25 protein-coding genes and 2 pseudogenes are annotated in these 25,027 nt (G+C 36.0%); 7 read left to right on the top strand and 20 right to left on the bottom strand.

Annotation, left to right across the window (positions count from 1 at the left end):
• Positions 1 to 312: 312 nt before the first annotated feature.
• The 6 genes from ACP3VS_RS20725 to ACP3VS_RS20700 form a co-directional block, all read right to left on the bottom strand.
• Entirely contained in the window at positions 313 to 537 is a 225-nt protein-coding gene (locus ACP3VS_RS20725) for a hypothetical protein (protein WP_031417169.1), read from the bottom strand.
• Positions 538 to 1,020: 483 nt separating this feature from the next.
• Complete coding sequence (locus tag ACP3VS_RS20720; RefSeq protein WP_426389838.1) at positions 1,021 to 1,569, bottom strand: histidine phosphatase family protein; 549 nt, start codon at positions 1,567 to 1,569, stop codon at positions 1,021 to 1,023.
• A gap of 565 nt (positions 1,570 to 2,134) precedes the next feature.
• Positions 2,135 to 2,926 carry a nucleotidyl transferase AbiEii/AbiGii toxin family protein gene (locus ACP3VS_RS20715; RefSeq protein ID WP_036215881.1) on the bottom strand — a complete coding sequence of 264 codons (792 nt, stop codon included), beginning with the start codon at positions 2,924 to 2,926 and terminating at the stop codon, positions 2,135 to 2,137.
• Between the two features lie 559 nt (positions 2,927 to 3,485).
• Positions 3,486 to 4,058: a hypothetical protein gene (locus ACP3VS_RS20710; RefSeq protein WP_325881986.1), complete on the bottom strand. Its 573-nt coding sequence runs from the start codon at positions 4,056 to 4,058 to the stop codon at positions 3,486 to 3,488.
• A 65-nt stretch (positions 4,059 to 4,123) separates the two neighbouring features.
• Positions 4,124 to 4,912, bottom strand: coding sequence for a class I SAM-dependent methyltransferase (locus ACP3VS_RS20705; RefSeq protein WP_426389825.1), 789 nt, complete (start codon positions 4,910 to 4,912; stop codon positions 4,124 to 4,126).
• The gene (locus tag ACP3VS_RS20700) at positions 4,900 to 5,331 is read right to left on the bottom strand and encodes a BrxA/BrxB family bacilliredoxin (protein WP_012294187.1); all 432 of its coding nucleotides are present in this window, start codon (positions 5,329 to 5,331) and stop codon (positions 4,900 to 4,902) included. Before ACP3VS_RS20700 ends, ACP3VS_RS20705 begins: the two co-directional genes overlap by 13 nt.
• Before the next feature lie 801 nt (positions 5,332 to 6,132).
• On the opposite strand from ACP3VS_RS20700, the gene ACP3VS_RS20695 reads away from it, so the two are divergent.
• Entirely contained in the window at positions 6,133 to 6,480 is a 348-nt protein-coding gene (locus ACP3VS_RS20695; protein WP_031417175.1) for a hypothetical protein, read from the top strand.
• Between the two features lie 152 nt (positions 6,481 to 6,632).
• Here the strand turns inward: ACP3VS_RS20695 and ACP3VS_RS20690 are convergent, their stop codons facing one another.
• From ACP3VS_RS20690 to ACP3VS_RS20680, 3 genes are all read right to left on the bottom strand, one after another.
• Entirely contained in the window at positions 6,633 to 6,887 is a 255-nt protein-coding gene (locus ACP3VS_RS20690; RefSeq protein WP_426389824.1) for a hypothetical protein, read from the bottom strand.
• Between the two features lie 145 nt (positions 6,888 to 7,032).
• Positions 7,033 to 7,260, bottom strand: coding sequence for a hypothetical protein (locus tag ACP3VS_RS20685; RefSeq protein ID WP_203582539.1), 228 nt, complete (start codon positions 7,258 to 7,260; stop codon positions 7,033 to 7,035).
• A gap of 715 nt (positions 7,261 to 7,975) precedes the next feature.
• Positions 7,976 to 9,022 (bottom strand): Ig-like domain-containing protein, encoded by a 1,047-nt coding sequence (locus ACP3VS_RS20680; protein WP_426389821.1) that lies wholly within the window; start codon positions 9,020 to 9,022, stop codon positions 7,976 to 7,978.
• Between the two features lie 336 nt (positions 9,023 to 9,358).
• On the opposite strand from ACP3VS_RS20680, the gene ACP3VS_RS20675 reads away from it, so the two are divergent.
• Positions 9,359 to 9,481, top strand: a complete 123-nt coding sequence (locus tag ACP3VS_RS20675) for a YjcZ family sporulation protein (RefSeq protein WP_080695187.1) — start codon at positions 9,359 to 9,361, stop codon at positions 9,479 to 9,481.
• 238 nt (positions 9,482 to 9,719) lie between these two features.
• Here the strand turns inward: ACP3VS_RS20675 and ACP3VS_RS20670 are convergent, their stop codons facing one another.
• From ACP3VS_RS20670 to ACP3VS_RS20650, 5 genes and pseudogenes are all read right to left on the bottom strand, one after another.
• On the bottom strand, positions 9,720 to 9,947 hold the full coding sequence (locus ACP3VS_RS20670; protein ID WP_426389819.1) for a hypothetical protein: 228 nt from the start codon (positions 9,945 to 9,947) through the stop codon (positions 9,720 to 9,722).
• A gap of 194 nt (positions 9,948 to 10,141) precedes the next feature.
• Complete coding sequence (locus ACP3VS_RS20665) at positions 10,142 to 10,342, bottom strand: cold-shock protein (RefSeq protein ID WP_008175097.1); 201 nt, start codon at positions 10,340 to 10,342, stop codon at positions 10,142 to 10,144.
• A gap of 309 nt (positions 10,343 to 10,651) precedes the next feature.
• Complete coding sequence (locus tag ACP3VS_RS20660; RefSeq protein WP_036166170.1) at positions 10,652 to 11,212, bottom strand: DUF4256 domain-containing protein; 561 nt, start codon at positions 11,210 to 11,212, stop codon at positions 10,652 to 10,654.
• A 1-nt stretch (position 11,213) separates the two neighbouring features.
• A pseudogene (locus ACP3VS_RS20655) lies at positions 11,214 to 11,536 on the bottom strand (RNA polymerase alpha subunit C-terminal domain-containing protein).
• Between the two features lie 58 nt (positions 11,537 to 11,594).
• On the bottom strand, positions 11,595 to 13,025 hold the full coding sequence (locus ACP3VS_RS20650; RefSeq protein WP_426389817.1) for a hypothetical protein: 1,431 nt from the start codon (positions 13,023 to 13,025) through the stop codon (positions 11,595 to 11,597).
• A 270-nt stretch (positions 13,026 to 13,295) separates the two neighbouring features.
• On the opposite strand from ACP3VS_RS20650, the gene ACP3VS_RS20645 reads away from it, so the two are divergent.
• Both ACP3VS_RS20645 and ACP3VS_RS20640 read left to right on the top strand, forming a co-directional pair.
• Positions 13,296 to 13,508: a hypothetical protein gene (locus ACP3VS_RS20645; protein WP_426389816.1), complete on the top strand. Its 213-nt coding sequence runs from the start codon at positions 13,296 to 13,298 to the stop codon at positions 13,506 to 13,508.
• A 134-nt stretch (positions 13,509 to 13,642) separates the two neighbouring features.
• Positions 13,643 to 13,836: pseudogene (locus tag ACP3VS_RS20640) on the top strand (SDR family NAD(P)-dependent oxidoreductase); the annotation flags it as partial.
• Between the two features lie 169 nt (positions 13,837 to 14,005).
• Here ACP3VS_RS20640 and ACP3VS_RS20635 read toward each other — a convergent pair.
• The gene (locus ACP3VS_RS20635) at positions 14,006 to 17,224 is read right to left on the bottom strand and encodes a collagenase (protein WP_289449064.1); all 3,219 of its coding nucleotides are present in this window, start codon (positions 17,222 to 17,224) and stop codon (positions 14,006 to 14,008) included.
• Between the two features lie 377 nt (positions 17,225 to 17,601).
• Here ACP3VS_RS20635 and ACP3VS_RS20630 point away from each other — a divergent pair, with 377 nt between their 5' ends.
• Entirely contained in the window at positions 17,602 to 17,766 is a 165-nt protein-coding gene (locus ACP3VS_RS20630; RefSeq protein ID WP_012294171.1) for a YjcZ family sporulation protein, read from the top strand.
• 884 nt (positions 17,767 to 18,650) lie between these two features.
• Here the strand turns inward: ACP3VS_RS20630 and ACP3VS_RS20625 are convergent.
• Together ACP3VS_RS20625 and ACP3VS_RS20620 are read right to left on the bottom strand one after the other, a co-directional pair.
• Positions 18,651 to 18,848, bottom strand: a complete 198-nt coding sequence (locus tag ACP3VS_RS20625) for a hypothetical protein (protein WP_012294170.1) — start codon at positions 18,846 to 18,848, stop codon at positions 18,651 to 18,653.
• Positions 18,849 to 18,857: 9 nt separating this feature from the next.
• The gene (locus ACP3VS_RS20620; protein ID WP_051889636.1) at positions 18,858 to 19,553 is read right to left on the bottom strand and encodes a hypothetical protein; all 696 of its coding nucleotides are present in this window, start codon (positions 19,551 to 19,553) and stop codon (positions 18,858 to 18,860) included.
• Positions 19,554 to 20,509: 956 nt separating this feature from the next.
• Here ACP3VS_RS20620 and ACP3VS_RS20615 point away from each other — a divergent pair.
• Positions 20,510 to 20,980, top strand: coding sequence for a DinB family protein (locus ACP3VS_RS20615; RefSeq protein ID WP_426389814.1), 471 nt, complete (start codon positions 20,510 to 20,512; stop codon positions 20,978 to 20,980).
• Between the two features lie 38 nt (positions 20,981 to 21,018).
• Here ACP3VS_RS20615 and ACP3VS_RS20610 read toward each other — a convergent pair whose 3' ends face one another.
• Both ACP3VS_RS20610 and ACP3VS_RS20605 read right to left on the bottom strand, forming a co-directional pair.
• Positions 21,019 to 21,639: an HAD family hydrolase gene (locus ACP3VS_RS20610; protein WP_036166188.1), complete on the bottom strand. Its 621-nt coding sequence runs from the start codon at positions 21,637 to 21,639 to the stop codon at positions 21,019 to 21,021.
• A gap of 20 nt (positions 21,640 to 21,659) precedes the next feature.
• Positions 21,660 to 22,055, bottom strand: a complete 396-nt coding sequence (locus tag ACP3VS_RS20605; RefSeq protein WP_031419957.1) for a pyrimidine dimer DNA glycosylase/endonuclease V — start codon at positions 22,053 to 22,055, stop codon at positions 21,660 to 21,662.
• 78 nt (positions 22,056 to 22,133) lie between these two features.
• Here ACP3VS_RS20605 and ACP3VS_RS20600 point away from each other — a divergent pair, with 78 nt between their 5' ends.
• Positions 22,134 to 22,595: a GNAT family N-acetyltransferase gene (locus ACP3VS_RS20600; protein WP_036161441.1), complete on the top strand. Its 462-nt coding sequence runs from the start codon at positions 22,134 to 22,136 to the stop codon at positions 22,593 to 22,595.
• 370 nt (positions 22,596 to 22,965) lie between these two features.
• Here the strand turns inward: ACP3VS_RS20600 and ACP3VS_RS20595 are convergent, their stop codons facing one another.
• Entirely contained in the window at positions 22,966 to 24,738 is a 1,773-nt protein-coding gene (locus tag ACP3VS_RS20595) for an oleate hydratase (RefSeq protein WP_012294163.1), read from the bottom strand.
• Between the last annotated feature and the right edge of the window lie 289 nt (positions 24,739 to 25,027).

Raw genomic sequence — 25,027 nt, 5'->3', positions numbered from 1 at the left:
GATAGAAAATGTAGTTTTAAAGCGTCAATATACAGGTTTTTATTCAGCAAACACACTTACACATCAAAGCTGTATAAACAATAATCAAAGGAAAATCCATGAAATGTTGGCTTAACAGCATTTCTCGAATTTCGATTTCTCTCCAAACTTTAATTTGGGAATGTTTTTAAGTTTATCTATGTATACGTTAAATCCTCTTTTCATAAAACCTCTTTTCATTAAAGCACCCACCCGTGTGCCTTCCTTGTAGGGCCAAGTAAGCACGCCATCACAGAAATTTGAAAGCTGGTTAAGTTCTCTAGTTTAATTTTGTTATATGCGAGTTAACGGTGTTTCTGGTCGACTAGAGCAATACTTGCAAGTAGGATCACTACATGTTGATTCAGTCCAACTATTACATTTAGGACAAAAATAAGCATCAAAATCATCGTAATATAATAAATTACATTTGCATTTAGAACATTTATCTTGTTTCATTTCACCATAAAATTCAAAATCATCTATCATCACTTTGCCGTAGCCTTCTGTTATTTTCATAAATAACCTCCTTGAAATCAATTAATTGGTAATTGATTACCATATTAGAATATATTATCCATGCAATTATTTCAAATATTTTACATTATTTTTCACCTTTCTACTTCGTTAAAGAGCGATTTGGAAAGCTTTCCTCGTAGCGTCACCACAGTAGCCTGCAAAAATTTTTGAATTAAACTATTAATCTATTGGAGGGAATAATGAACACGAACAGAAATGAGGGCCCTATAAGCTATAAAAATAAAAAATTCTCTATTTATTCATTGGAAGAAATTGAAAAACTGCTTGAACATTTTTTATCATAAAAAAATTATCGATGATAGTTGTTTTCTATTGGCAACGATAGATGTATCTAGCACATAAAATTAAGCCAAAAAAAGTCGGTTTCCTGTGCGTTCAGGAAACCAACTGCTCAATCTAAACTGGTCTATTAACATATGATTTCTATAACCAAACTTTAAGCACATGCATTAGCCGTCCTTACTACATGCCTAGCCTCTTAACACCCACCAATTGCTGTCCCCAAAATTCCATTTTGTATATATCCGGCTTGGTTGTTTGTAGCAAAAAATCTAAATTGTACGTTTCATGAAAGTATCCCATCATCAAGGTCATGACTAATGCATGAGTTCCTATTACTACTTTTTGTCCCTCATAAGTAATTAATAGCTCTTTTAAAGCTCTTACAGCTCTTGTTTGACAATCGGTATTCGATTCTCCACCCTCTATTGCAAAATTGGGGTCCAAGAAGGATTTCTCCAATAGCGGAAATAATTGACTATCAGGTAATCGCTTTTCTTCTGAAGAAAAAATTCTCTCTTTTAATTCTTCACAAACGATCACTTCCTGACTCAATTGTTTAGCTAATGGCTCAACAGTTAATATTGAACGAGTATATGGACTGGATAGGATAATATCGATTCCTTCACTCTTTAACACATCAGCTATACTTTGAGCACCTAATTGTCCTTTCACAGTTAACCCTCTTGTCCGTTCATTTCCAACATACGGAGATTCACCGTGCCTTACCATATAAATGAACGTCGTTTTTCTATTATCAAATGCCACCACACTCACCTCGTGTATTATTTAGCAGGAATAATATATTAGATTAGATTCCAAAAATATATTCTTTATCCTTTTTTTAGTACCATTTTATAGAACGAATCTTAATGAAATGAGTTTCAAGAAATGTAATTTAACACCATCAATCAGCTTACATTGGTAATTTGATAAAGAATAAAGAGCTTTCTATTCGACTCGATCTGCTCCAATTCCTATTCTAAATTAAAAATAAAGAGCATCATCCTTTTCAGGAATGATGCTCTTATAAAACCATATTTACGTATGTTCAGGGTCTTACTATAACTGATAACTGCTATATTATGCTCCAACGGCTTGTTTATATATACCCTAGCTTGTTAAGGAGACAATTCATTATTATCGCCAATTCTGCACGGGTTGTGGTTGCAGTCTTTAAAAATCACCTTTATTATCCCCTATTGCGATACCGTTGGAAATGATTTTTTGCATTACCTCAGTAGCACATATCTAACAATTGGGGTGCAGCTCATTATTATTCGCAAGGGTAGTATTTTTATTGCCAAGCTTGCTCCTTACTATTCCATTGTTTAAAAAACTCTCCATCTGCCACCATGGCTTCATATATGGGATCGAAAAATTGCTTAACGATTCCTTTTTCTAGTATAGGTGTTACCTCTAATGTCAGACGATGTTGATCAAGCATTTCTTCAAGATAAGCCTGTAATTTACGACCTTCTATGTGTTGTGTTTGTAGTACCCTCTCTATATCCAATACGACCTTTGAGGTCACAGCTGGATATTGGTAAATGTCAAGCAGGGCTTGGGCAACTACATATTCAATTGGATATGTATAGAGCTCCGCTGGCTTCATGTCTAGCACTGATGGGGAAGTTATGATCTGTGGTGCGACTCGATTTTCTATAAAGGTTATTTTTACTTCTATGTATGTAGTGATAGAGCCCAATGTAGCTGGTATTTTCAAGTGAATACTCGTATCCATTATGATACTTTCTATGTCATTTTCGAAAAATTGAACACCGTCCTCTGGTATCTTAATCGAACAAATTTCTGCAAATGCCTGTTGAACTAAGTCGTTTTGATAAGCGCTTTGTTGGGCTGTAAGCGTTAGTTCATTTGGTGGCATCCCTACTCCTTCAGCCAATGTAAAGAATAAAAAATCCCCTTCTATGTAAAATTGATCATAATAGGATGATGTTGATAAACGGTTGAGAAGTCTTTCCTGACAATAAAACGGTATTAATTGCTCAATGCTTGCATTCTTCATTTCTGCCATTTTTGTTAATTGTGTGATTACATCTGCTGATTGTGTATTGATTTTCTCCATAAACTTCCCTCACCTTTTTGATTTTTCAGATTTTCAACTATAGAATTTTGACTTTTACTAAAATTCTTGCTTTCATTATTACTTATTTGTCTAGCATAGTAAACGGCAATGTATACCAGCATAATTTTGGCAACAAAAAAAACTGCCAGCAACTCATGCGACAGCGTTCATCAATTAGACAAGGGGCAGCCTCGCTCATGCGAAACTACCCCTTTAGTATTTATAGGTAACATTTTCGTAAATTGTAAAAGTCTCAACCCAATCATCTGGGGAATATTATCTTGAAACAATAGTTGTTTCATCACCGCGGTAAAATTCCACTGTGTGCTCTCTAACTTAAGCAACGCAAACCCTACCATCTTTTGCGTCCTTGCAGCCCCAAAGCATGCGCCAGTGTGAATAAGTATCTACAAAAACAAAAAGCAGAATGCCAGATTACTGAAATATGCCACCTAAAATAGCACGTTTCCAATTATAGCACTCTACATTAAAAATGTAAAGCACTAATTTAAAATCTGTTAGCACCATTCGAATTATAGGACAAAAATCAATTGAGTTCCTATATTGAATGGCATTCTTTTCTTGAATAGATGAAGGCACCACCTGATCCCATAATCATTACATGTTTACCGGAAGGAGAAAACCCACATTTTATAGCACCATCCAAACGCTGTATATCAATAGCTGTAGCATTGTTCAAATAGCTATAACGGGGTGTAAATAGATAATCGAGTACTACTGTTGCACGTGGCCACCACGGGTAAATGACTTCAACCTGCCAGCCATCCGGTGTCACATGTATCCCATCTCCCGCTTCCAAGCCAAAAATGGCGGTAGGCTTTTTTGATATCGGAGAGTGAAAAATTAAGCGGTCTTCACTGACACAGTCCTCCGTCAATTCCTTATCTCGTTCTCGATGAAGACGAAGACCCGTTATCGGTTCAGTAACACTAAAGCCAGACCCACTTATGAGGATGATATTTTCATCTTGATCCCATCCACATGCTAGGACACCATTGGCAGCAATTACCGTTTCATGTTCCCACGGACTCGGAGGCTTTGTAGTTTTCAAAGATTGTGCCTTGGCTAGTAAATCTAGTTCAAAAGGGGTTCTAATTTCGTTAATCGTCATATGGGATTTGGAGCCTCCTTCTTATTACAATCTAGTTAAATAGAGGCCTGTCTAAAAACAAGCCCCTACACTTCGAGAACACCATAATGAAACTTAGCTGTCACTCGCTCGTATTGCTGAAAATGATATTTCCTAAACCATTCTGATCGAAAATGGGCTTTCAGCACCACTCTCTTTTTAGCGACCCGCATCGCTTCTTGCACCCATTCATCGGTTAAATTAACATGCTCACCTGCTAAGCGCAATGCCTCGAAATTATTGGACTCTTCAATCACTTCTTCGAACATAGGATCCATATAAACGACATCAAACGCATTCGCTGGCAATTCTTTTAAATAACGGACTGCCTCGGCATGGACGACCTCGATTTGTCGCATACAGGCCGTTAATGGTAGCTCTGTTGTATCATAAGTTTGCATCCCTTGCCCCACAACGAAGGCCACATTTGGATTCGCTTCCAAGCCTACTATGCGCCCTGTTTCCCCGACGATATAAGCCGCCAACATGGCATCCGCCGCTAGCCCAAGCGTACAATCCAGCACTGTATCACCTAGCTGAAGCTGGGCAGCCTCTAAAAATGGCTCCGCCTCACCTCGAGCGATCCGTTTTAAGCGAAACGCCGCAGAATTAGGATGGAAGAAAAACGGCTCTCCTGCCCCAAAAGCATAATAATCATAGCGATTCTTCCCTGCTACTAGGATATTCGCCTGAAATTCCTGTGACATCTTACGAACAGAGCGCTTTTTCCTCGGCTCAAACGCAGCTCCTAATGTTTGACATGCAAAAGCAGCGAGCGCCATCGATTCCTCGTCTGGTCTGCCCGCTGTTGTTACAATCGTATTTATTGCTCGCATGTTTGCTCTAGCACGCCCGTTAAATGGGCAACAATTTGCTCCACAGGGAAGCCTTCAATTTGTTCACGTGGAATAAAGTAAGCCAATTCTCCATCCTTTAAAATCGCCATGGAAGGTGAGCTTGGGGGCACATCTTCAAAGTAACCGCGCATCGCCGCAGTCGCCTCTGGGTCCTGCCCTGCAAACACTGTCACAAGATGATCCGGCTTCACTGCCGCAATCGCCTCACGCGCTGCTGGACGAGCAAGCCCTGCCGCACAACCACACACCGAGTTAATGACTACTAACGAAGTGCCCTTCGTCTCAGCCATAAATTCATTCACCGCATCAGCCGTCGTCAGCTCCGTAAACCCAGCTCCCACCAGCTCCTCACGCATTGGTTTCACAACCTGCTTCATATATTCATCATAAGCGTTCATGCTTTTACCCTCTTTCCTATGTATTCGCAAACCTTATTATAGCAAGGTTTTGTGTGAATGTACAAAGACATGCTTTTTGTTTGATTTCGGGGGTTTTCGGGGGAATGTGACTTTTTGTGTAACGAGGGTTGGTTTGTTAATCGCTTGTTACAACCCCAAAAACGGAATTTATGGGTGGGATTTTAGTTATTGCGGCCATCACTCTAATTTAGAGAGGATTTTATAAGGTACTCACTTTCAATTGAGCACCTGGTCCTTATTTTGGTGACTGATTAATGATTTTTCTACCTTAGTTTTAAAAGCCATATTAGCTTAGCGTAGCACTACGTCATTACCTGCCGTTGCAACTTGGACATCGCTAAAATATTCGTCTATCTTTTCTACTTTTACTAATCTTATTTTGTCTTTTGCTAACAGCCTTTTGAATTGTAAACTCTTGGCTTATGTCTTTTAGTAACTTATCAAGGATTGGTAAATAAACTTTACTCATTTATAAATTTTCAATTACTGAAAAATCACGTTGCAATGCTTGAACTGCCATTTCTAGAATTAAAAATTTATGAAATAGTCGCCGTTGCTCAGGATTCAACATACAACTCCATCCTCTCGACAAGAACATTCGTTTGCATTATTTTAGACCAGACGTTTGTATTTTGACAAGTATTAATTTGTGGAAATAAAAACAAATTACCAATTTTGGTGGAAATTAGGTAACCTTTTTTTCTTGGATGAATAAAATGGTATAAGATTCAAAAAATTCGTAACTAACATTTGTTCTAAGTTACGATGGAGGTGCAAGATGTGTTTTATAGTAGACCATACTCTGGCAACGGTTGTAATTTAATATCCTGTGCTGTAAACCCAAATCCACCACCTACAGGTACTCCGTCCCCCCCTTTTATATGTCCTCCTATTACACCAGAAGAAATATGCAAATATCAAGGGCAGTGGGTTTATTTTTGGACAATGTTTAAAGATCAAAATGGAAATGATGTTCATGATGACAGTTATTGCCTAGTGCAAGGTGTTATATATAATCCCTTTATAGGCGATTTTGTTTTACATGGATGTATTGAAGATCAGTTTAGAAGAAGATTTCCAGTTATAGTCCCTTTGTCAAGAATTAATTGTTTTTTTAAATACCCTTAAGAACTTATATTTCATACCTATAGATTTTTCCTTTTGTAAATCAAAAACTTAAAGTAAAACGAACACTCTATATGGTCAATAAAAAGCCCATTACCAATTAAGGTAACGGGCTTCTGCTGTTAAGCTTTACGTTGTGCAATGATAATCTTCAATCATTCAAAATCACCACTTGTCATCGTACCTTGGTCGAATTTATCAAGCCATGACTTATCAATTTTCTTTTTATCAACTGATTGTTTCATGTAATCACGGACAGCAGCTTTAGTTGTTTCATTTGTAAATAGCAATTTATCATCATCCTTTGCAATTGGTTTAGTTGTATTGGCTTGGTATTTACTATTAGTTGGAATAATTACTTGACCTTCAATTTTGTACCCCTTCGGCATAATCCAAATTGGCTTAACCACAAAATGGGGATGATCAATATTACCTGTCCAATCTTCACCCCATGCCTAGCTTACGTGCAATAGCAACTACTCGACTTACAATTGCATCTGCAACTTATTTGGAAGAAATAACTTTAATAGGAACATAAAAAAATCTCTTTGTTTTTTATTTTTTAAGAAAACTATAAACTAGTGTAATTATTCCTAAAACAAAAAAAAGTGGAACAAATAAATTGTCGGTAAACGAACTCATTTTAATATCCGGAACTTCTCCGGACATTTTACCTGCAAAAAATCCAGCTTGAACAATGCTAGTTGATAGCATGGTAAACCCACGCTCTATTGTGTAAATCAATCCAGCCATAATTAAAAGCGCAACTCCAATTATTCTCAATATAGACACCCCCAATACTTTTTGTGAATATATTACAATTTTTTCTAACAGGACATACTTATTAATTTTACCAAAAAATTATAAAAATACTATTTTACGGTTGCGTTTGATTTGTTTTTCACGCAAAGTATTCAATGTCACTGCTCTTTATTTCCGTTTTTAGCCCCTTCTATTTTAGCTAACCACGTCTTTCCACCATAAACGACTAAGATGGTTTCCGTACCTTTTCATCAAACATCTTCATTCTTCGAGAGATAAGAAGATTTAAACCAAACACGGCTCAATCTTTGTCTGCTAGTCGAATTTCTCAATTAAAATTTGGATAGAGATTTAATGTATGAGCTCAAAAATCAGACGTTGAGTTGTTCATAATAAACGCCCGCCATACGTGATTGTACCGGAAATTCATTATGTCCCATTTCATTTAAGGTGATTTGTTTAGCTTCTGACGTGATTATGTAACTACCATAGTACGCATATATAGAGTCTTGAGGATTAAAAGTTGCCGTACAGTTTTGGCAATTTAAAGCTTTAACCATCGTTTCGTTTCATCGCTCTCCATGAATAGTTATGGAATAGCATCATCCAATTTCATCCTCTGATTTTTTAGACATCACAATTTCAGAAAAAAAATCAGGTACTCCATTAATAATGAGCACCTGTTATTTACAATATCCAACTTAAATTCTATAAATGACTTATTGCAAGTACTATACTATTTATAATTATCAACTGTAAAACTCACAATTTTGTCATACATAATATACTCTGTTCTTGAAATAATATTTCCAGTCGTTACATTTAATTTAAATTTATAGTACGGTTTCCCTTGTCCAACTTCACGACTATCTAACCAATTCATAAACTGATCAATTTCTGATAAAGATAAATCATACTCATGAATATCTTTATTAGTCGTAGTAAGTCTTAAAATGGCTCTATTGCCAATTTCTCCTGTTTCAGCTTCTTTTACAGTAACCATGGCTGTTGCTGTTAAGTTACTTCCATCTGTAGTCGTGGCAGTTATCGTTACTTTACCAGCTTTCTTCCCTATTACATTGCCGTTATCATCCACTGAAGCAATCTCTGAATCGCTGCTTGTCCATATAACGTTTTTGTTTATTGCATTCTCTGGTTCAATCATTGCTATTAAAGTTTCACTAGAACCTATTGTTAGTTCCAGTGTTTCTATGTTTAGTTTTAAAGATTCAGCAACCACTTCTGTATCTGGGTGAATAAGTGTACCATCAGCATCAAGGTCTATTGCATCCAAACCGAATAAAGACCATCCACTTCTTCCTCCTTTGAAATTATCAATAACTACTTCATGAACTTTGTCATCTAAACCTAATTTCTCGTATGATAGGTTCATATATTGGTTGTTTAATACCATCGAGAAAGATTCTGTAATCCCATCTATAGTAATGTCCACACTACTTGCTCTATAGTCTGGCGCCCCTGTAGGTGTAATAATTCTAAGGTTTTTACCTTTAAATTTAAATCGTACCTCTCCTTGAGTTGAGTAGTTGGCGTTAAAGCTTGTAGTTCCTTTGTAAGCCTGGCTTACTTTGTAACCCAGATGTGGAAAATAGGTATATTTAATTGCAGAATGTGTGTCATCAAATCTCTGCCAGCCTGACTCAGGTTCTTTTAATTGTTCTCCAATAGACGCTGCTTTAGCTTTGTTTCCGTCGATATCGAGAAGTGAGAAACTGAATAATATAGCCATAGCAGCTGATATTATCATTAAAATCTTTTTCATAGAAATCCTCCAATTGAATTTTTAATAGGTTTATAATCCTGTAAAAAAATGAAATAACAGGTATAATTATCATATATATAATGACAAAATACAACAATTTTTTAATCTATTAGACTTTTTTATTCCACAAGTTTTCTTTTATTTGATTTTGATACTAATTAACAATAAGTCCTATCCACACGGCAAAAACTTTGAAGGCTCCCCGCTGATAATACCCATCCTTCTTTTGTAAATCCTAGTGTAAATAAATTTTTTTTTTGATGTTCCTATGACATTTATCGCTAATCAACTTGTTAGGCATACATATTATAAAATTACGAAAGGAGGTTTATCATTATGTCTGGATACTATGGTGGTAACGGTGGAGGCTACGGGAATGGTGCAGGATTTGCACTTCTTGTTGTTCTATTCATTCTTCTCATAATCGTTGGAGCTGCTTTCCTGTATAATTCATATTAATATTTTTACAAGGGTTCAACCCATTAATCCGTCCCGTGAAAGCAATAAATCCTCCAATACTGGGAATAACAATCATCCATACACTTATCTTTTTTAGAGTCACTTTCCTTGGGTGACTCTTTTTTATTTTTTCTTCCTTGTCAATAGAGTCAACGACATGATAAAAACCCCCGTAAAAGTTAGATTGATGTCTAACTTTTACGGGGCAGTTCAAAACAGATCTGGCTTTCGTCATACATTAATCAAATTGTATAGTATGTTGTACGATGGATACCTTATAAACATCTTTCGTATTAATTAATATCGATTGAAAATGTTCAGTTTCTGTAAAGGTATACCAAGGTTTCTCGTTGAACCCATTAAACATTTCTTCTGTAAATGTTTCTTGGCCGATATTAGTTTTGATTTTATATTCCTCTTCACGACATTCGTTGAAGTGGAACTTCACTGTATATTCATAATCCATGAACCAACACCCCCCATCTATCTTTATCATGGGAAAAATGGTGTGGAAGTAATCAAAAGTAATATAAATGTCATAAAACCCCATGCCATTATAAGTGTTCTTATGTAATCATAGAAAAAAAACCAGGTACTCATTATAAATGAGCGCCTGGTTTTTTATTAGTACCCGATATGGGTATTGAAAGCATGCAAATATTAAAGTTTTACGATGTTTGCAGCTTGTGGTCCACGTTGACCATCTTCGATTGTGAATTCTACTTTTTGGCCTTCTTCAAGTGATTTGAAACCTTCACCTTGGATAGCTGAGAAGTGTGCGAATACGTCTTGTCCGCCTTCTACTTCGATGAATCCAAAACCTTTTTCTGAGTTAAACCATTTTACTGTACCTTGTGTCATTTGAATGACCTCCATTAATTGTATTAAATAAAATCTTACATCTCTAAAGAAAAAATTCACATATTGCAAAAAGTATCCAAAAAACACGATTACTCTTTGTAATATGTGAATTCATTGTTTCTTTACGACTACGACCGATTTTATTAATATCATTGTATAATAAAAAACCATATTTGTCTAGTACTAAGTAAAAAAATCCATTATCAATTTTTTTGCTCGTTACATGTTTGCATGTACTTATAAAAAAATCTCAGGCAATCAAGTAATTTGATTACCTAGAGATCATTGTTTTTTCATTATCATTTTTACTTAAACCTTTAGTGATCCTCGAAAACCTCTAGCAGCATAGTAAGAATCTGCCCCATTATGATATACGAAGATGGTGTCGTAGCGACGATCACAGAAGATGGCACCGCCCAGCTTACGGATTTTTTCAGGGGTTTGAATCCAGCTAGATGTTTTTAGATCGAATTTACCTAGTTGCTGTAACTCCCGATATTGCTCTTCCGTTAAAAGCTCTATTCCCATTTCTGTAGCCATATCCATGACGGTCGTTTCTGGTTTATGATTTTTTCTTGCTTCCCATGCTTCTCGGTCATAACATACACTTCTGCGACCTTTTGGACTTTCTGCCGAACAATCATAAAAGATATATTCATCTGTCTCTGGATGATAGTGCACAACATCCGGTTCTCCCCCAGTTGCTTCCATTTCATGAAGCGACCACAGTTTGTCCAAATTAGCCTCCAGTTTAGCCTGGACATTTGTCCACTCAAGGTCTTCGTGACGATTCATATTTTTTTCAAATCGAGCTTGCAATGTTTGCAATAGTTCCTCGCGTTGTTCAACGGATAATTCTTTATTTGTCATTTTAGTTTTCTCCCTCACTCGTAAATGATAATCCCTCTTCTTCCAATGAAGCTCTCAACATAGGTACAGACGCTGGTCCAATTCCATGAATTTTTAATAGGTCTTTTCGTTGTATTTGGATAGTGCATGTAAGGGATCAATCCCCTCGTGAACTAAGGCATTTCTTGCAGGAGCACTCAGCTTTGAAAGGAAGCCACTCGTAGGCTTATTTTCTTTATCACAGGTCGGGCAGCTAAGACAGTCCGTGCTTTTGTAAAAACTATGTCCTTTTTCGCAAAACCGTAAACGTTTTTCTGCTTTCACTATCATCCCTCCAGCATACATGCTATTAGTTTATAGTATCATATTTCACTTGTCGGAATGATAAGAAGAACCGTACTATTTAAAACGTTTGTAATTGGTTATCGGTTAAATTTTGTGCTCCCATATATTGAATTTTTGGTTCTCCATCCACATATTTAACTACCGCATATCTTTGTATACCTGGCTTTAGCCATACCCGAGCATCCATTGGCCAACTTGCAATGTCCTTCTTAAACATATCCTCAGAAGTGACCATTACATCTTTTGTTAAGGAGTATTCTAAGTCATTAAATTCTGAGTCAAGAAAGGTTACATAATAGACATCTTTAGATACTTGATAGACATCTTGATAATTACGATGAATGGAATCGAAATAAAAGCCAGTTGGATAGATATAAAACTTACCCAACTCATAAGTTACAATGTCTTGGCTATCTCTCGATGGAAAGTTCATACTATCTATAGCAAGTTCAACACCAAATGCTTCTTTATATTTCGCTTGAACGATAGCTCCATCATAAACCATTTCGCCATTGTCCGAATACTCATGATCAATATTGTACTTCTGGACAACGTCTAACACTAAAGACATGACAATTTTCGGGTCATGATGATTAATGCTCCTCATACTACTAAATTCATCTAATGCTTTAACAATCTCTTTCTTTTTATCCTTCTCAAGTAATTTTTCTTTGCCTACAATAGTATTTACACTCGGTGAAAGAGTTGCAAGGGTTTTTCCAACAATAGTGGCTGGACTAGAAGAATCAAAACCGTAATTTTTCTCAGCAAAATTGCTAATCAGTATGGGACGCTCCTCTCCATCATATCGTGCTAATTCTTCTTCGAACGTAATTCGATCTGTTTCCTCATCATTTAATGTATAAAAGAGATCACCCTCATTATTATGACCGAAATTACCGGACACAACTAATTCCATCTCTGATTTTTTGGAATCCTTTGCGTATACCCATATTTTGTTATTGGCAATACCTTGACTCATTTGATGGGAAAACATTTTAAGGAAAGTACGCCCATCCTTCCCCTTTACTAAAGAAACATTCATGTCACAAGCCGAACATACCAATTTATCAATTTCACTTGAAAAAGATAGCAACGCATTTTCTCCATTTGCATGTCCTGTCCAAATTTCTTGTATATAATTATCTTTATTACGATGAGGATAAGCGGATAGTGGGTAGTCAGCTCCTTTCATGAATGTATAAACCTCGTTAACACCATCATTATCAAAATCGACTAATTCCGCATATAAAACTCCTCGATCATGCTCATTGTCTGCAAAAGTATGCATGTCATATGTAAAACCTAAAGTTTCCACTGCTTCAGATAGTTTTTCATATAATTGACGATTGACCACTTGCTTCTCTTGATCATTTGTTACTATTTTTTCAGCATCCTTAGCTGTAACAGTAGGTGTCTCCTTTACTCCATTAGAACATCCATACATTAATACAACTAAAAATAATAATAATAAATAATTTTTCTTCATTTAAAGCTACAACCTTTCAATACCTTAATAATATCTATATCAATTTCCTATATTTACTACTTTATACCAATATAACGAAGCTGTATCTAGTAAAATTTTGATTTTACTTAAACACTATAAGAAAATAACCAAAAGGATGTTTATAAAAAAGAATGTATGATATAGCCCAATCCTTTCTGATTCTTTTATAAAGTACCGTTATTTTTGCTAAGTAATGCCCCCGTTTTAACTCTAAAAATTTGGCGCAATGAGCAAGTTGGTAGTCAGTGTTTGCTAGTTACATGGCGCGATGAAAAAGATACTATATATACTGATACGTTGATGTTACATACGTCCACTCGTATGAAAATGCCGTTAGGATTTTGGGAGGGGCTCCGTCAATTAGGGGTAGCCCCTCACGATGTTATTCAAAAAGCACAACTACGTATCGCATTGATGACTGAACCAACTGTTTCTTTAGCACAATATTACGGAATTTGGTAGGCTTTTGCTGATCTTATTGACAACATGGCCGAAGGAATCATTAAACTGGCAACTAGCTTTGATAGCAATCATTTCCCGCCTACTGTTTTAACGGCCTACCATGCTCGTGATTATCGTGATGCTCTTAAGAGAATGCTAATTTAGAGATGAGCTTTCCAGAGAAAGAAAAAAATTTATGACGACTAATCTCCCTCAATCGGAAATACAGAGATTTATCAAACCAATTGAAATCGGGAGAATTACTACATTTATTTGTAGTCCCTATGCTTCCGCATTCAAAGGCTCTCCAATTCGTATGGATGGAGGGATGATACCGACAATCTTTTAACATTTAGAGCTTGTAAACGTAAGGCCGATGATTGCCACTACAGCGAGTCGAACTGCTTTCCATCCTTTCATATTGACAAAAGCCATCAAGAGTGAATCCTCTCGATGGCTTTTGTCTACCGCTGAACGGGCATATTTTCTATACTACTATTTGCATTTCCTTCCCTTCATTACTGCACTTGTACTGTATATGTTCCGTTCTCATTCTCAAATTTATAAACATATAAATAGTACTTTCCTGGCTCTGCATGTAATTTACCGTTTATCATGTTTCCCTCTTCCTGTCCAAAAGATGCATAATTTTGACTATCTGATTCATGATAAAGCACCCATGTCATACCAATTCGGTTTTCATTTAAAACAGATATATCTAGTTCTTTTGGAGATGTAACATTGAATTCGTAAACATCCGTATGATCATCATCCATTAATCGACCTTTTAATGGTGTATTAAATGGAAGTATAGTGGCTTCTTCTGGACGATTGTTTGGTTCTATCTCAGCTTTTGTATCATTTTGTACTTGAACGGTATATGTCCCATTTTTATTATCAAATTTATAAACATATAAATAATACTTTCCTGGCTCCGCATTAAACTTACCTTTGATTGTATCTCCATCTTCCTGTCCATATGCTACATAGTTTTGCATATCAGATTCATGATAGAGCACCCATGTCATACCAATTTGATTTTCATTTACAACAGAAATATCTAGTTCTTCTGGAGACGTAATGTCAAATTGATAGACATTTGTATCATTATCAATCAAACTACCTTTTAGTGGTTTATTAAATGGAATGATTGTTGCTTGTTCTTGCTCTGTCTGTCCTCCCTTTCGAACAGTTGCAATTGTTTGCCCCTTACTTGCTAGTCCCTTATTATTTTTCACTGTTAATGTCACATTGTAAGTTCCTTCTTTTTCGTATACATGAGTAGGGTTTGCCACTTCACTTGTTGTGCCATCTCCAAAATTCCAAAGATAAGAAACTATTTCTCCATCCTTATCTGTTGTCCCATCACTTTTAAACTGAATATTTTCATGGGTCATGCCTGTATATGGACCATTTATATTTACAATTGGTGCTTGCGTTTCGCCTTCATCTGTAGAAACGCCGTGGAAAACCACATCATACTCAAACTGGTTAGCCGCATTTACACGATAATTGACAAAATACGCTGTCATTGTTTTATAGCCGCTCCACTCTTTTTTAGATAATTGGTCCAGCACTTGGTTTACTTGCTTACTCATCGTTTTCCAATCCTGAGACTCACCCTGTGTGGCACTACCTACGTATGTCCCTTCGAGTGTAAATGTATTAAAAAATTGAGACTGATGCTTGGTCATTTTTGCATCCTGCAATTGTGCCATATCGACAATTTCTTGCTGAACCTCGTTTAATGCTTTTGGTTCATGCTGCATTAAATAATCCTCTGCTACTTGTGGCACCTCATATTTTTCTTGGTTATCGATCAATTGCTGCATATACGCTTGGAATTCCATATTAAGCTGTGAATCTTTACTTAACGACTCACGATAGTCATCATAATTTTTCACATCGTTCGCGCGAATTAAATCTTGAATTCTATCAAACATATCAAATTGATGAGTATACATATAAGACTGTAATGCAAATGAATAGTTATAGAATTCCCAGGAACCATATTTTGCAAACATTGTTTGTTCAGCTGTATAGCGTTGTGACGGATCATGTGACAGCCCACTAATTATGCTCTTACGTGGCACAACATCATTTGTACGTGTTGACCCAGCAAAAAACTCTGCATTTCCTTCCTGGAACCATGTTAATCGCTCATTTTGGTACATATCACCTGTCCCGAATAGACCAGGCACCTCAAATCTGCCTTGTAAAAAGTGCGTATATTCATGTCGGAACAGCTCTTCCAAACTATAAATGCTTTGCTCAGGTGTACGTTCATATGTAAAGAACGTTCCAGTCTCTTCAATATAAATACCACCATTGTTTGTTTCATATCCGTACAATTGACGGTTTAATCGATATTGATCGGGAGAGTTATAAATGACAACTGTTAAGACATCGTCAGCATTACCAGGCTCCAGTGCTTTATCATTCCCGATTACACGATGATACTGTGCTTTTACCTCTTTTGCAGCCCAGTATAATCTTTGAATTTTATCTTCCGTTACTTGATCTCCCGTTTTGAATACAATCGATCCATCATCAAATGTATATGTTTTCGGTAGATACTGTTTTTTTCCTTCTTCACGTACTTTTTGTAAATCCACCGTATTACCATGTAAGTCACGTCCACCATAATTGGTCGTAATTTGCTCTACTGCCACAAAATAAGCTTCACTTAAATAGGGATACATATGCATCGCCTGTGTCACAACTTCTAAACCTTTATCCGGTTTACTATGGAACTGCCCTAAACGCCCTGCATAATAAATGCCATTATTGATTAACCAACTATTGTTATCCGTCACATTATGTATAAGCGCAATGTTATTAACTTCCTCAATAAAGCCATCAATCTTTCCATACCACATCGTTGTATTAGCCTCTTTACGAGTATCATATAAGTACGACTGTAAATCATAATCAATACCCTGTATTAAATCGTAAATAGCTTGTCCTTTTGAATTTTCGGCTTCATATGTAGAAAGATTGTCGTTATATTGTTTTAAAATTTTCGTAGCATATTGAACGGTTTCCACATCACTAGAAGCATTACTTATTAATTTTCCATAAGAAGATACTACTTTATCCTGCTCATCTGTACCAAGTTTAAAGTTCGGATTATTGGCTATTGCTTTTAATGCTGGTAAACACTTATCATGGAAACTTCTCTCATTTAAATAACCTAGTTCATTATTATAAAACGCTACATAAAAAGCAGAACGGAGTACCTCAACAAATGTTTCAATCCCCTTTGAATCATCTTTTGTAAAAGAGCTTCCTCTATTCCCTAACTCATTGATAATTACTTGCATGCGCTCTTCATTTTGATAAAAGGCTTTTGTGTCATCATTGAATTGAAATAAGTCTGTAATTTGGAACCAACGTATATTTCCAAGCGTATGAATAAGCTCCCGATCGCTCATTTTATTTAGCTCTGCCATCGAGTACTGCTCTTGCAATTGCTGTGTATCCATGCGCTCTAAAGTTGGAGCAGGGCGTTGTGAAAAATCTCCAATTTCCAAACGTTCTTCATAGGATAATGTTTCCTCTGCCATAGTGGAATGCACCATTTCATCTTTCGGCATTTCTATGCCAATAGGTTTCATTTGTAATACATTATACGGTGTTTTTTCTGCTGCGGATGCTTCAGCCTGTAACCCACCTAACGAAATGGCCATTGTACTAACCCCAATTAATAACTGATTGAATGTAAATTTTTTCTTCATGTTATATCCTCCTATAGTCCTATTCAGGTTTTTTGGTAATATATTTAATTTTTAGTACTATATTACCTCTATAAAAATAACATATTATGTAAAAATATCAACATAAAATGTTATATTTAGGAATATTTTCTTTCGAATTTTGAACACTAAGACACATTTAGACGGTTTCTTTATAAAAAAAGAACCCAATAGACAGATTCTTTTTCGGAAGGAACGTACCTTTAGGGGGGAGACGACCATACTTGCTGAAAGAATAGCCTCTTTTATTTCCCTCTATTTATGCTATTCTTGAAAATAAATAAGCTAGTATAGGGTAAATAACATTTCTCTATCCTCCCCTCCTACATATTATAGGTTGTAGAAAGGAGGGATCTTCAATGGGATACGGATACGGCGGAAATGTAGGTAATATGAACAGTGGCGGTTGTTATTATGGCGGCGACAATGGCGGCAGCTATAACGGTTCATCATTTGTATTAATCGTTGTTCTTTTCATTCTTTTAATTATCGTTGGCGCTAGTTTTATGAGTGGTGGATACTAATACATCCCTTTAGCACCTAGAAATATCCCTTCAATATAATGAAAGGGTCACTTAAACCAGCCTAGTGATCCTTTTACTTTTCAGAAAGGAGCGATTATTTCTGCAACATTATCAACCGAACATCTTTATGAGAGTAATAAAAGGGATCTTTGGCTCTGCATTATTAACAATGGGCCTTATGTTTATCGTTATCACAGTCAATTTCTCCAAAACGTATTATTAAGAATCATCGGTGTCAGCAGCATTTTTATAGGCATCCATTTTTTACATAGACAATTTCATCCTCATTCATACAATAAACCAGGTACTCATAAATAATGGGTACCTGGTTTATCTCTTCATATAGCCTATAATTATAAATAGATTTTTTTAAGGGTCGGTACAAGGGTCTACAAAACCAAGTTATCCAATCATATAAATAGTAATGTTAAGCGAAAGTCGTTTAACAAGGCATCTCCTGATTTGTTACTGTGGGGCACTTCCGAGGGGTGTGCCCTTCCCATTTTTCGGTCATTGAATACGAGAGATAAGAACGGTCTACTTCATTCATTTGGTTAATCATTATTAACATTGAAAGTAAGCATAATAATATTGTCTTGCCATAACTAAAAAAAATGAACATAATCAGTTGTAAATATAGTAGGTTTTTTGTTTTTGAACGAATACATGCACTCCTAATATTATTTTGTGATTAGTGTTTAATTTATTATTGATTTTCATTGCTTTTGTTCTTTATTTCCTTCTTCGATATATAAAACTAAATCTCTTCAGATATAAATTTAAAGCCTGTGAATTTTTACTGTTCGTAAAAATTCACAGGCTTTTTAAGTAGAGATTGTTTTTTCCCAACCCCTTTTATTCTCGTTATTAATTTAATAAATATATTACTCTCTATTTGCATCTAATCGCCGACGAAATACTAAAGCTGCAACAGCGAATATAATGAATGCTATTGTTGAAGCAGCTGTAACCATCAGTACCACATTTCCAATTGGAGATTTGAATAACAATGCGACCGAGATGATTAAAACGGCCCCAGTTATACCCATTCCCAAAATCGAGATTGCCAAAACCTTATGCATCTATTCACCTCACAGGTAATTGAAACAAGCTACCGCTCCGGCAATACCACCGGCACCAATAACTGCATATGCACCAATACATGCAGCACATATCGCAGCAGTCACTGGTGTCGGTGTTGCACACGAACCACCACACGCAACTGCAATAATATATGCCGCCGTAGCACCAATACCAAGTACTGCACCAAGACAACTTGCCACTGCTCCTACACCCATCGCTTCCATAACTGGCTCCTCTGCAAGCATCTCTTCATCTGTAATATATGCAAGCTCAGTATCCACAGAATTACTAAGTGATCCATCCAAATACGTCTCAACTCGGAAGTTTCCTAAATCATTCTTGGTAACCAACATTTCATTTGTTTGTAATACAGTATTATCCTCATCGAAGAATACTGTTATATTACTAGGAAGGCTATAATCCCCATGCAAAGGAACTGTAACAACCGTAACTCCACCCCCAACAGTGTACACACTCGAACCTTCCAAATCAAAAGCAGACACAGGAGCTACATTCTCAACTTCACCCTCCTTGACTGCTCGGAGCGTCGCATTTACCAGTTCCTTAGCAAGTTTGCCAGAAACTACAACAACACTCGGAGAATCCTTAGCTTGCACGGACATATCTTGAGCTGGAGAAAAACCTAAACAAAAAATAGTAAAGATCATTAATACTGGCAAAATTATTTTTTTCGCCTTCGACATAATAAAACCCCCTATTTTTGGTATTTTATTACACACTTTATTAATTCAACACTAAATTAGAATATACCTTCTATAAAATGAAATTTTTTACATTTAATCTTAAAAAGAATTATCTGTTGCTACTCTCAATCCTTAAAGATGTTGGGACAAAAAGAAAAAATGGTAGACCAGGATACAATCGGTCCAACATTTTTTTGATTTAGGAAGGCATATTTAACTTCGCGAAGTAAAAAATCTAAAATTCACTTAATAAATGATTTTTGCATGCCTCTTTTACTTTTTATAAGTTATTGATAACTACCCTACACGACTAATAAAATTTCATTTATAAAAAAATTCTTTATATGCTGATATAAAGTCTTTGTCTTTAATTTCTAATATTTCACGGTAAGTTAACCTATCTTCAATAAATCGTGCATCTAAGTTAATTTTCACAACTGCACGTTGGTAACCTTTTTCAACAGTAAAGTAAAAATCGTCACCCCATCCAGTTTCGCATATAATCGAAACTGACGAAGAATGTACTGCGATAAAGAACCCAACCAAAATTGGGAGATACCGTTGCACTTCTCTCGTACCGCAGCAAGTGTCAAAAAGGATTGTATCTCCTGAACACCCAATTTGTTAGCAATTTTAGCCAATGCATTGAATGGTTCTACGACTTTACATACAAGAAAATTCGATCGCAATTTGGAAAGACTACTACAGAATGATTGGTTTGAGGAAATGTACCAAGATGATCGGTACCAAGAATTATTTTTTGCGAATCACCACGTCAGAAAGTATCTTTAACATAATAGACGTGTTATACAAATAGTGAAGAAAAAAGCACAAGCCAAATTTATGATTTTTTATATAAACAATTAAAGAATCATACGCTAAGCTGATAGAAATAGCTCCCCAGAAGAACGTACATTCGTGTATAATTTTATTATACTAGCGAATGGAGGAAGAATATGAATTCAATTGATGTACTAGTATTAAATTTTGAAGAAGTACGTAGACGTAGTATAAAACTTTGGACGTCGATCCCCCAAGAAAAATTACTTTGGAAGCCCGACAATGAGGCTATGTCTTGCATCGAAATGGTAAGACATGTTCTTGAAAGTGAGCATTATTACCATCTAGCAATTAAAAATAAAGGTAGTCTAACTGATTATGACTCACCCTTTGAAGACCAAGCATACTCCACTGTTGAAGCAGAATTATTAACGGCAGCGCCCTATAGACTTGAATTTATCAAAACGGTTCAATCATTCACAGATGAGGATTTAACAAGTATTCAAATTGACCGCTCAGATGTAGGATACATAAGAAATTTAGGCGATATGTTGCTGAGGATTGCCTATCATGAGTCCGTTCATACGGGGCAATTACTGGATTATTTGCGAACAGCGAAAGTGACGATACCGAAAATTTGGGATTAATAGTCGAAGGTGTATCACATAATGGATACACCTTCTTTCTATATAAGGGTCAGGATATCCGACGGTTCCTGTAACACATAATCCGCCTCTTCATACCCCTCAGTCGTTTTGGCACCCCACAGGGCAAGGGCAAATTTCGCTCCTGCTTCTTTTGCGCATTGTAGATCATATATGGAATCCCCTATATAGATAGCATTTTCAGGGGCTATCTGCAATAATTCCAGACATTTTAAAAGAGGCTCTGGGTGGGGTTTATGTTGCTCCGTATCACTGGCACTAATAATTTGGGTGAAATATTCACTTAACCCAAACGGATCAAATTCATCTATTACTTCTTGTCTAGTTTTCGATGTAACAATGCCGAGCTCTAATGGTTTACTTGCTAAGGATTGGATGATCGCTTCCAGATTAGGGAAGACGGAAACCTCATGAGAAAAATCAAGAACAGCTGCAGACCACTTTTGATGAACCGCCTCTATATCCTCAACGTTTAAACGCTGTAATGTGTCCTTCCCTGGAATACCTAGGGCAAATCGTAATTCCTCACAAGCATATTCTTTTTGCGTTTCCTCACGCAATGTCCTTTGCAGCGACTGTAAAATCGCTTTTTCTGTATCCAACATCGTCCCATCTACATCAAAAATAATAGCCTGTAGCATGGCCAACCCCACCTTCCCTATCAATGATTGCTATTTACAAACATACATAATTGTTGATACATGTCCTCATCATAATCTTTCTGACCGCGAATAAATTTCTCTTTTAAATTATAATAACAAATTTCAAGATATTCCCTATTATGATGTTGCTTAAAAGGTGTTTTTGCCTCGACAGGCCCTAAATCCTCAAAGTATTTATTCATTTTTTCATAGGCTCTAATTTGATAGCCACGCTTCTTCATTTCAGCAATGACCATTTCCGTATAAATAAACAAGTCGTCTTTAGGATATTCATAAATATAATTAATGAGTATATGCTTATCTTCCTTGGCAAATATACTGTTTAATTCTCGCCATTGTGAAAGTAGCTGCCCTTTTGGTAGGAAGCCTATTACATCCACATGCCATAATCTCATGCTCTCTCCCCTTTCTATTATTCATCCAATCATGTAAAATATTCCATATTAGTAAAATATAAATGGAGGTATATGACGATGGAAATAAAAATTGCCACACTTGATGCCATTCCACAGATCGAGGTGTTATACCAAGAGCTCTTTTTAGAAATGTCTATTCTACAACCTAAATATATCAGACCTGCTAAACAAGATGTTAATTTTATTCGATATACCATTATCGAGGATGATTCGGATATTTTAATCGCTGAAAAAGATCATGAAATCCTAGGATTTTTATTAATAAAGGAGATGACGACTCCTCGCTATACATGCATGGTCGAATACACTTACGCCTTTATTATTGATGTCATTGTTGGAAAGCGATACCAAAGTAAAGGAATCGGGTCTGCCTTACTGTTAGAAGCGAAGAAATGGGCTGATACTCGCAAATTAAATTACTTGGAGTTGAACGTTCTGTCTGGAAATAAAGGAGCTATAGCCTTATATGAAAAACTTGGGTTTAAGGATATAAACCATACGATGCGCTTTGAATTATAGTATAGTTTCTCCCTCGCTATAGAGCAATTTTATAAAAATGTTTGCGCTCCAATCTTCAAATGAATAGCATCAAAAAGTCGCCTATATAGGGGCGACTTTTTGATGTTTATTTCGTTTTATGGCAGCGACTCATACATATTTTCGCTCAAAGAACCTATTACCCATTGATTATTTCTTCGTTAATAAAATCTGCTGAGAAACGTAATTCGATTGATTCGGTATCCGCTCGCTACGATAGACTAAATTTAATAGTTTCATTACATTCCGTTCATTCTTTCTAGGATGAAGATTTATGTTCGTCATAAAAATAGACAAAGTCCCTTTAAGGGCTTTGTCTATTGAGTAAGCTGATTCCGCTAATTACCCATGTCTATATTAATTTACTTTCTTTCAATAAGTCATAAATAATCGTATCTTTTGTTTTGTGAATACCTAATTTACCAATTTGTTTTAAGATAAATGGGGCATCAATATCTGTTAATTGTTTGCCATCTAATAAGCGAGCAGTTGAAGCTAATAAAGTGCGAACATCAAAAGAAGATGCAAATACTTCTGGAACTCCACGATCAATATTTAATAGTTGATAGACTGCCTCCATGGCAGTTCTTACTGAATATTCAGTTGTAAAAACTGTATCTCTTGCTGTTTCACTAAAGTTACCAATGAAGGCTAAATTAGCAGAGCCTTCTGGTACAACTAGTGGACGATCCCCCATGGCTCTTGGCATGAAATAAGAGGTGATATAAGGCATATAGCACGGAATAGTATTACAAGAATTTTGGGCGATGTCAGGAATTTCATCAACCGGTACACCCATATGGTATAACCACTCTTGTGCTATCTCAATACCAGTACATTCCGTAATACTTTTTTTAATAAAATCACCTGGTTTATTTGATAGTAAACCATAAATCCAAACGACTAATTGGTCTTTTGGTTGTTGTTTAAAGTGAGGTTGTCGGTTTAACGTATAGCTTAGCATCCAATTAGAATCTGTAGCTGTGACAATGCCTCCAGTCACTACTTTACCTGCATAAGGGTCCCTTTTACTAATTTTCTCAATATAGGGAGCCACACGATCATCTAATGTCGTTAGAGTGGCGGAAACAAACCAGCTTTCTTCTGGAAGATGATCACAGAACTTTTCTGGTCGTCCAAAGTCTGTATCTTGGGCAGCCATGTTTTTCCACAGTGACCAGCTTCCACCTAAATCTTTATTGATAGGGGCTGGTGTATAGTTATCTCCGTATGTTGTACTCTCCGTGATACTACCATTTGTCACAAACACCAATTCATTTTCTGTTAGCTCAATATTCTTTTTCACGCCATTTTTTCTTAAAACTAACGTATGAGCTACTTTTTTGTCGCCCACTTTATCGACCAAAACATTCTCTACTACCGTATTATATTGAAAATCAACATCATGGCTTTCTAAATATTTTATCATCGGTAATACTAATGATTCATATTGGTTATATTTCGTAAATTTCAATGCTGATAGGTCTGGTAATCCACCAATGTGGTGAATGAAACGCATAATATAACGGCGCATTTCCATAGCTGAATGCCATTTTTCAAATGCAAACATCGTAGACCAATATAGCCAAAAGTTCGATTCAAAAAATTCTTCAGAGAAAACATCTGTGATTTTTTTATCCTCTAGCTTTTCCTCAGGCGTAAAGAATAATTTAATCATTTCCTCAGATGACTGATCCGATAAGGTAAACTTGCCATCATCTTCAAGTCTTTGACCTCTATTTTTTATTAATCGGCATTTTGAATAATTGGGGTCTTCTTTGTTTAACCAATAAAATTCATCTAAAACAGAAGCATTGTCTACCTCTAATGAAGGAATGGAACGGAATAAATCCCATAAGCATTCAAAATGGTCCTCCATTTCTCGACCACCGCGAATAATAAACCCTCTCGTCGGATTAAGTATGCCATCCAGACTACCTCCTGAAATATCTAACTCTTCAAGAATATGAATGTTCTCACCTTTCATTTGACCATCCCGAATTAAAAAACATGCTGCTGACAGCGAGGCTAGACCCGAACCAATTAGATAAGCAGATTTTTCATCTACCCCCTCAGGTTTTTTAGGACGTGCGAAAGCTTCATAGTTACCATTGCTGTAATACATATTAACGCCTCCCTATTTATTATTCCAATATAGAATAACACGTATTTCCACAGAAATGGTAAAATGAGCGAATGATTAACAAAATATTCAAATTCAAAAGAAAGCACGCCATTAGAAGTCCCCTATAATTGGACATAACAATCATTTGTATTTTTATAAGTGGATGATGAGGTATAAAAAATCACGATCCGCACCTAGCTCAATACCTTAAAAAGGAAAATGAAATACAATAATTGGATGTATAAATTGCATAAATATTATACCGAAAAATCATTCATCACATAAATTT

This window comes from Lysinibacillus sp. VIII_CA, assembly GCF_049943995.1.
In the GTDB taxonomy this organism is placed as follows: domain Bacteria; phylum Bacillota; class Bacilli; order Bacillales_A; family Planococcaceae; genus Lysinibacillus; species Lysinibacillus pinottii.
This window is presented reverse-complemented; position numbering and strand designations above follow the sequence as displayed.